The 5,486-nt window shown below is 58.4% G+C and carries 5 protein-coding genes; 4 read left to right on the top strand and 1 reads right to left on the bottom strand.

Annotated elements, in window-relative coordinates; genetic code table 11:
• The 3 genes from RIG82_09905 to RIG82_09895 form a co-directional block, all read left to right on the top strand.
• Positions 1-1,048, top strand: a 1,048-nt coding sequence (locus tag RIG82_09905; protein MEQ9461252.1) for a hypothetical protein, incomplete at its 5' end; no start/stop codon positions are given.
• A 110-nt stretch (positions 1,049-1,158) separates the two neighbouring features.
• Positions 1,159-2,595, top strand: coding sequence for a hypothetical protein (locus RIG82_09900; protein MEQ9461251.1), 1,437 nt, complete (start codon positions 1,159-1,161; stop codon positions 2,593-2,595).
• Between the two features lie 32 nt (positions 2,596-2,627).
• The gene (locus tag RIG82_09895) at positions 2,628-4,025 is read left to right on the top strand and encodes a sulfatase-like hydrolase/transferase (protein MEQ9461250.1); all 1,398 of its coding nucleotides are present in this window, start codon (positions 2,628-2,630) and stop codon (positions 4,023-4,025) included.
• 2 nt (positions 4,026-4,027) lie between these two features.
• Here RIG82_09895 and RIG82_09890 read toward each other — a convergent pair whose 3' ends face one another.
• A complete protein-coding gene (locus RIG82_09890) occupies positions 4,028-4,969 on the bottom strand; it encodes a dihydrodipicolinate synthase family protein (GenBank protein ID MEQ9461249.1) in 942 nt (313 codons plus the stop codon).
• Between the two features lie 304 nt (positions 4,970-5,273).
• On the opposite strand from RIG82_09890, the gene RIG82_09885 reads away from it, so the two are divergent.
• Positions 5,274-5,486: hypothetical protein (locus RIG82_09885; GenBank protein ID MEQ9461248.1), on the top strand; the 213-nt coding region annotated here is incomplete at its 3' end.

Here is a 5,486-nt window from a genome sequence, read left to right as displayed (position 1 = left end):
CGGCGCGCGTGGCCCGGGCTACAGCGCCTCGGGTGTGGGTATCTTCAACCTCGAGGGAGGATCGGTCACCGTCAACGGGACCTCATCCACCGCCATGCGTGTCGGACGCGCTGGCGCTACAGGCACCCTCAACATCTCAGGCGGTACCTGGAACACCGCAGGGAATCTCAACATCGCAGCGAGACCAGCTGCGGAAGGGCTGCCTACCAAGGGGACGGTGAGGGTCAGTGGAAACGGTGCGCTCAATGTCGGCACCACGCTGCTGAACGATGCAAGCGGGTCGGATCCAGGAGAGGCCTTGCTGGAAATCTCGGGGTCCAATGCAACAATCACCGCTCTGAGCTACGCCCACCGTCCTGATGCCACACTGAGTTTCATCGCCGATGCTGGTGGGATCAGCACGATCACCATCTTTGATGGTCCGGGTGGCGTGAGCATTCAGGATGGTCAACTGCTTATTGACCTCAGCGCGATGACGACAACGCCCAGCACGATCGTCTTAATCGACAGTCAGGAGCCTGACCCAATTGCGGGTGAGTTCCTGAATGCTCCAGAGGGCACGACCTTTGGTGATTACAGCCTGACGTACTTTTATGACGGGGGCGATGGCCATGCCAACAATCTTGCCCTGGTCATGGCTGGTCTTACTGGAGATTTCAACGGGGATACTGTGATTGATGCCGACGACATTGATCAACTCACGGCCGCTATCCGAGCCGGGAGCACCGACCTGGTGTTCGATCTCGATGGCTCAACGGTTGTCGATTCTGGCGATCTGGATGCGATGATCAGTTCTGTCCTCGGCACCTTCCCCGGTGACTCCAACCTCGACCAGTCAGTTGATCTCGTGGATTTGTCAGCGCTGGCCTCAAGCTTCGGCACCAACACGGGATGGGCTGGCGGGAACTTCAACGCGGACACTCAGGTTGATCTTGTTGACCTGTCGCTGCTGGCCACGAACTTCGGTAGTTCGGCAGCTGTCCCGGAACCTGGAGTCGCCACATTGCTGACCCTGATTGGTTTGGGATTGCTGCAACGGCAGCGATAAATGAGATTGGCTTACGGGCGAGGCCGCTTACCCGCGGCCTCGTCTTTTCCGAATTTGCGTGCTGATGATATCCAATCGACACATCTAAGAGACATATAAAGGAATCTGGAATGCTTACCCAGCTTAGCGCTTCTCTGGCGCTTATGGCAGCTCTTCTGGCCTGCGTGGCACCGACTCATGCAGAGGAGCCGTTCCGACATGAAGGGCAGTCGGAGCTGTTTGTAGACGACGCCCGGGTTAGTGAGATGGTGGCTGTCGAACGGTTTCTGCATCAGGCAACAAAGCGTGAGAAACCAGTCCTTGAACCCGAGATGCCCTGGGAACACGATCGGATCTACATCTACGGCACGGTTCACTACAACGAGGAGAGAGGCCTCTTTCAGATGTGGTACGGAGCAGAGGGCATCTGTTACGCCGAATCTGATGACGGGATCAACTGGAGACGGCCGGAACTCGGCCTCTATGAGTATGAGGGATCGACCGCGAACAATATCGTTCTGCCAAGCGTCAGAAACCCGACGGTTTTCGTGGATGAGCAGGCTGATGACCCTCAAGAACGATACAAGGCGCTGTTTGGGTCAAGGAGCAGTTACCAGGGCGCCTATTCAGCGGATGGATTGAACTGGAAGTTTTACAACGACGGTAAGCCACTCATCCCGTACGGCAGTGAGCTCTCAACGGTGAACCGTGACCCGGAATCAGGCGAGTACCTCGCGTATATTCGCACCGGGCCTCCAAGACTGGATAAGCAAGGCATCCTTGCCAAGCGGACCTGTGCGTTGACCACGAGTCGCGACTTCCGGGACTGGAGTCTCCCTGCCGAGACCATTGTGGCTGATGAGTGGGATGACCACTGGATTCTCGGGCACGAGCAGGCAACGGAGTTCTACGGCTGGAACGGATTTCGTTATGGCTCTCAGTATCTGGGCTTTCTCACGGTCTTCAAGGTCACCGGGTTGATCCGCGTCCATCCACCTAGCCAGTCAGCCTGGGATGGGCCGATTGACGTGCAGCTGATCCACAGTAGAGACGGCAGAAACTGGAATCGGACAACCAAGCGAGAGCCGGTTGTACCCAACGGACCATATGACTACGACGCTGGGACGATCCTGGATATCGCCAACAACCCGATCGTCGTGGGTGATGAGCTCTGGTTGTACTACACCGCGATCAACACCACGCACGGCGGAATGCGGCCGCCCAAGCGGATCACGATTGCGCTGGCCACCTGGCCACGTGACCGGTTGGCCTCGCTGCGTGCCCGGTGGGCAGAAGGTGTGGTGACGACGCGCCCGATGATCTCGGAGGAAGGCCGCCTGATCGTGAACGCGGATGCCAGCGAAGGACGGATGGCGGTGGAGGTGCTCGATCGAGACGGAAATGTGCTCCCGGGCTTCTCCGCACAGGATTGCGAGGTTATCCGCAGCGACGATCTGGATCATCAGGTCAGGTGGGCTGGCGGCGATACCATCGGCGGCGCTCGAGCGTTCGCTCTGCGTTTCCGGATGCAGCACGCGCACCTTTTCAGCTACCGAATCGAGCCATGATGGTCTCCTTGCAACACACAGGAGTCTCGAGATTGACCACGATCTGGATTTGGATTTTCGCCCTGCTGACGTTGATCACCACCTCAGTTGCCCGGGCGCAACCGAACGTGGTCCTGATTGTCATCGATGACCTCGGTTACGCCGACTTGGGCGTATACGGCTCACCGGACATCATCACGCCACATATCGATGCGCTGGCCCGAGACGGCGTGCGATTTACCAGGGCTTACGTGAGCAGTCCGATTTGTGCGCCGTCGCGTGCCGGCCTCATTACCGGTCGGTACCAGAACCGCTTCGGTTTTGAGGACAATGGTGGCCCGGATCCTGAGCCGGCTTTCGGCCTCCCACCTTCGGAGACCACGATTGCTGAGTCGCTGCGGTGCGAGGGCTATCGCACGGCGATGATCGGCAAGTGGGACATGGGACAGCGTGACGGGACACGGCCGCTGGATCACGGTTTCGAACGCTTCTATGGCTTCCTTACCGGGGTCAACCAACATCTCCGCGCCGCAGATGGAGAGAATCTCGTGCATGGGCGCTCATTCCCGATCTATGAAGGTGACCGTGTGGTCGACGAGCCAGAGTACCTGACCGATGCCTTCGCTCGCGAAGCGGTCCGCTTCGTCGAGGCGGACCAGGATCGGCCGTTTTTTCTATACCTTTCTTTCAGCGCTGTGCACACTCCGATGCAGGCGACGCCCCGCTACCTAGATCGCTTCGCGCACCTTGCGGGGGAACGCCGGGTGTATGCCGCGATGGTGAGCGCCATCGACGACGCGGTGGGCCGGGTGCGTGCTGCATGTCAGCGGTTGGACGCTGGGGACGGGACCCTATTCTTCCTAATCTCAGACAACGGTGGTGCCTCCGGGCCAGGCTACGCGAGGCAGAGCCCTGCAAGCAATGCGCCCCTAGGCGGGCGTAAGGCTACTTTCTGGGAGGGCGGTGTCCGCGTCCCATTCATCATCGCCTGGCCTGAGAGGATCGCGGCGAGCCAGATCCTCGTGCATCCCGTCTCATCCCTCGACATCCACACCACCGCCCTGTCTGCGGCGGAGATCGAATTTGCCGGAGCGCGACCGCTCGACGGTCACGACCTGATGCCACGGATGACAGGGCAGTGCGACGTGCCGCCGGTCCGCTCGCTGTACTGGCGTTATCACGACCACGCCGCCATCGTACGGGAGAACTGGAAGCTGATCCTGTTCGCCAACGGGGAACGGCAGCTCTTTGATCTGAAGACGGACGTGGGTGAGACTACGAATCTCGTGGAAAAGTACCCGTCGCGCTACGAGCGGCTGCGGCGAGAGTTAGGTGCCTGGGAAGCGGGCCTCGCCGAGCCGGCCTGGATCCGCCGGAAGCTCGATTCCCGCGGACGCCGCTTAGACATACGCCTTCCGATCTTCGAGCCGGCGGCTGATCCGAGCCGCTAAAATCAGCGGCTGATAAGCCGCACGGTACCGCCCGCAGCGCCGGTCATCTGAGGCCAGACCTGCTCGAGTTCAGCAATTAGCTTGACCGCGTTCTGGTCGGTGAGGCCGCGCAGAGGGAGCCTTGGCTGCCCAAGATTGATTCCCAGGGAGGACATCGCTGCTTTAAGCGCTACAAGACCGCCATACCGACGGAGCACACCGATGCATTGCTGCAGCGTTTCCTGCGCTTGCCGGGCGGCGTGCTGGTCACCGCTCTGATATGCGTTGAGGATTTTTACCGCGAGTGGGCTAAAGAGATTGTAAGTCCCACCAACGAAAGCGGGGGCTCCAAGAGACAGCGCTGCAAGCATGGCCTCGTCCTTGCCATAGAAGACGCGGTAACGCGAGCCAGCGAGCCTCAGGCAGTCGCCATAATCCAGGAGATCTTCATGGGTGTATTTGATCCCACCAAGGGTTGGAATACGTTTGATCGCTTCGGCGAGATACTCGCTGGCGCGAGCTGGATGCGTTGTGGGTGTTGAACCGAGAAAATAATGGAAAAAAGGCAGTTCAGGGGCAGCCGCGGCGATCGATGCAGACCAGTTCACCAGCGTTTGCAGATTCGAGCAGGTGTAATGGGTAGGGCCCACCGAGGAGATCGCTGAGACCTCGATCTGACTCGCATGCCGCGCCAGAGACCGCGCCTCTTCGATCGAACCATGGCCGACATGGACCAACAGGGGAATCTCTGGGCTAAGAATCGCACGCCATCGCTCAGCGACAGCCACACGCTCAGCATGGGTCAGCAACATGCCTTCACCCGTGCTTCCGAGGATGTAAAAGCCCTGCGCCCCGCGGGACAGAAGCAGGTCTGCCTGATCTTCGAGCAGATTCAGATCTACTTCCCCGACTTCATTCATCGGAGTAAGGGGTGCGACGATCAGGTGGCAGTTCTGGAGGTTCAAGGCATCGACTCCTGTGGTGGCAAATATGGCCTCTGGAGGGCATCGGGGAGGTTTCCGCTGATGAGGCAAGCCCATATGAACTTTATAGAGTATATATTGTTCATTTAGTTGACACAATAAATCATATGAGATATATTTAAGAAGTTCTCATTTAAGTCAGATTCGGTTCACGCAGGCAACAGCAATCAATCTCTCGATGGACGTGCTTCTGATGATTTTCAAATGGTTGACTGAATCACCCTTGAGCTTTTCGTGATGTGTCATATCTGCTTCAAACCTGGTCTTTATGGAAGGAGAGAGTTTTATGCGTTCGAATAGCCCCTCTACATGTAAGTTGATGGCGGGCAGCACCATGGTGATGCTCACCGCTTCAGTGGCCCTTGCGGACACGTACACGCCGACGGTGTTGTGGGACAACGGCGGCGTTGACGGCAACTACAGTTCGTCGGGTTGGGACGTTGGTGAGCCTGGTTCTGGTGATCTGGCGGCGATCAATAATGGCGCTACGGTGACGATT

The sequence above is a fragment of the Phycisphaeraceae bacterium genome, from assembly GCA_040222855.1.
Lineage (GTDB): Bacteria > Planctomycetota > Phycisphaerae > Phycisphaerales > Phycisphaeraceae > Mucisphaera.
The sequence above is the reverse complement of the archived record's forward strand: the minus strand, read 5'-3'. Positions and strand labels throughout refer to the sequence as shown.

Excerpts from the sequence above, each read along its gene's own strand:
- RIG82_09900 (MEQ9461251.1), top strand. The coding sequence starts at position 1,159 with ATGCTTACCCAGCTTAGCGCTTCTCTGGCGCTTATGGCAGCTCTTCTG.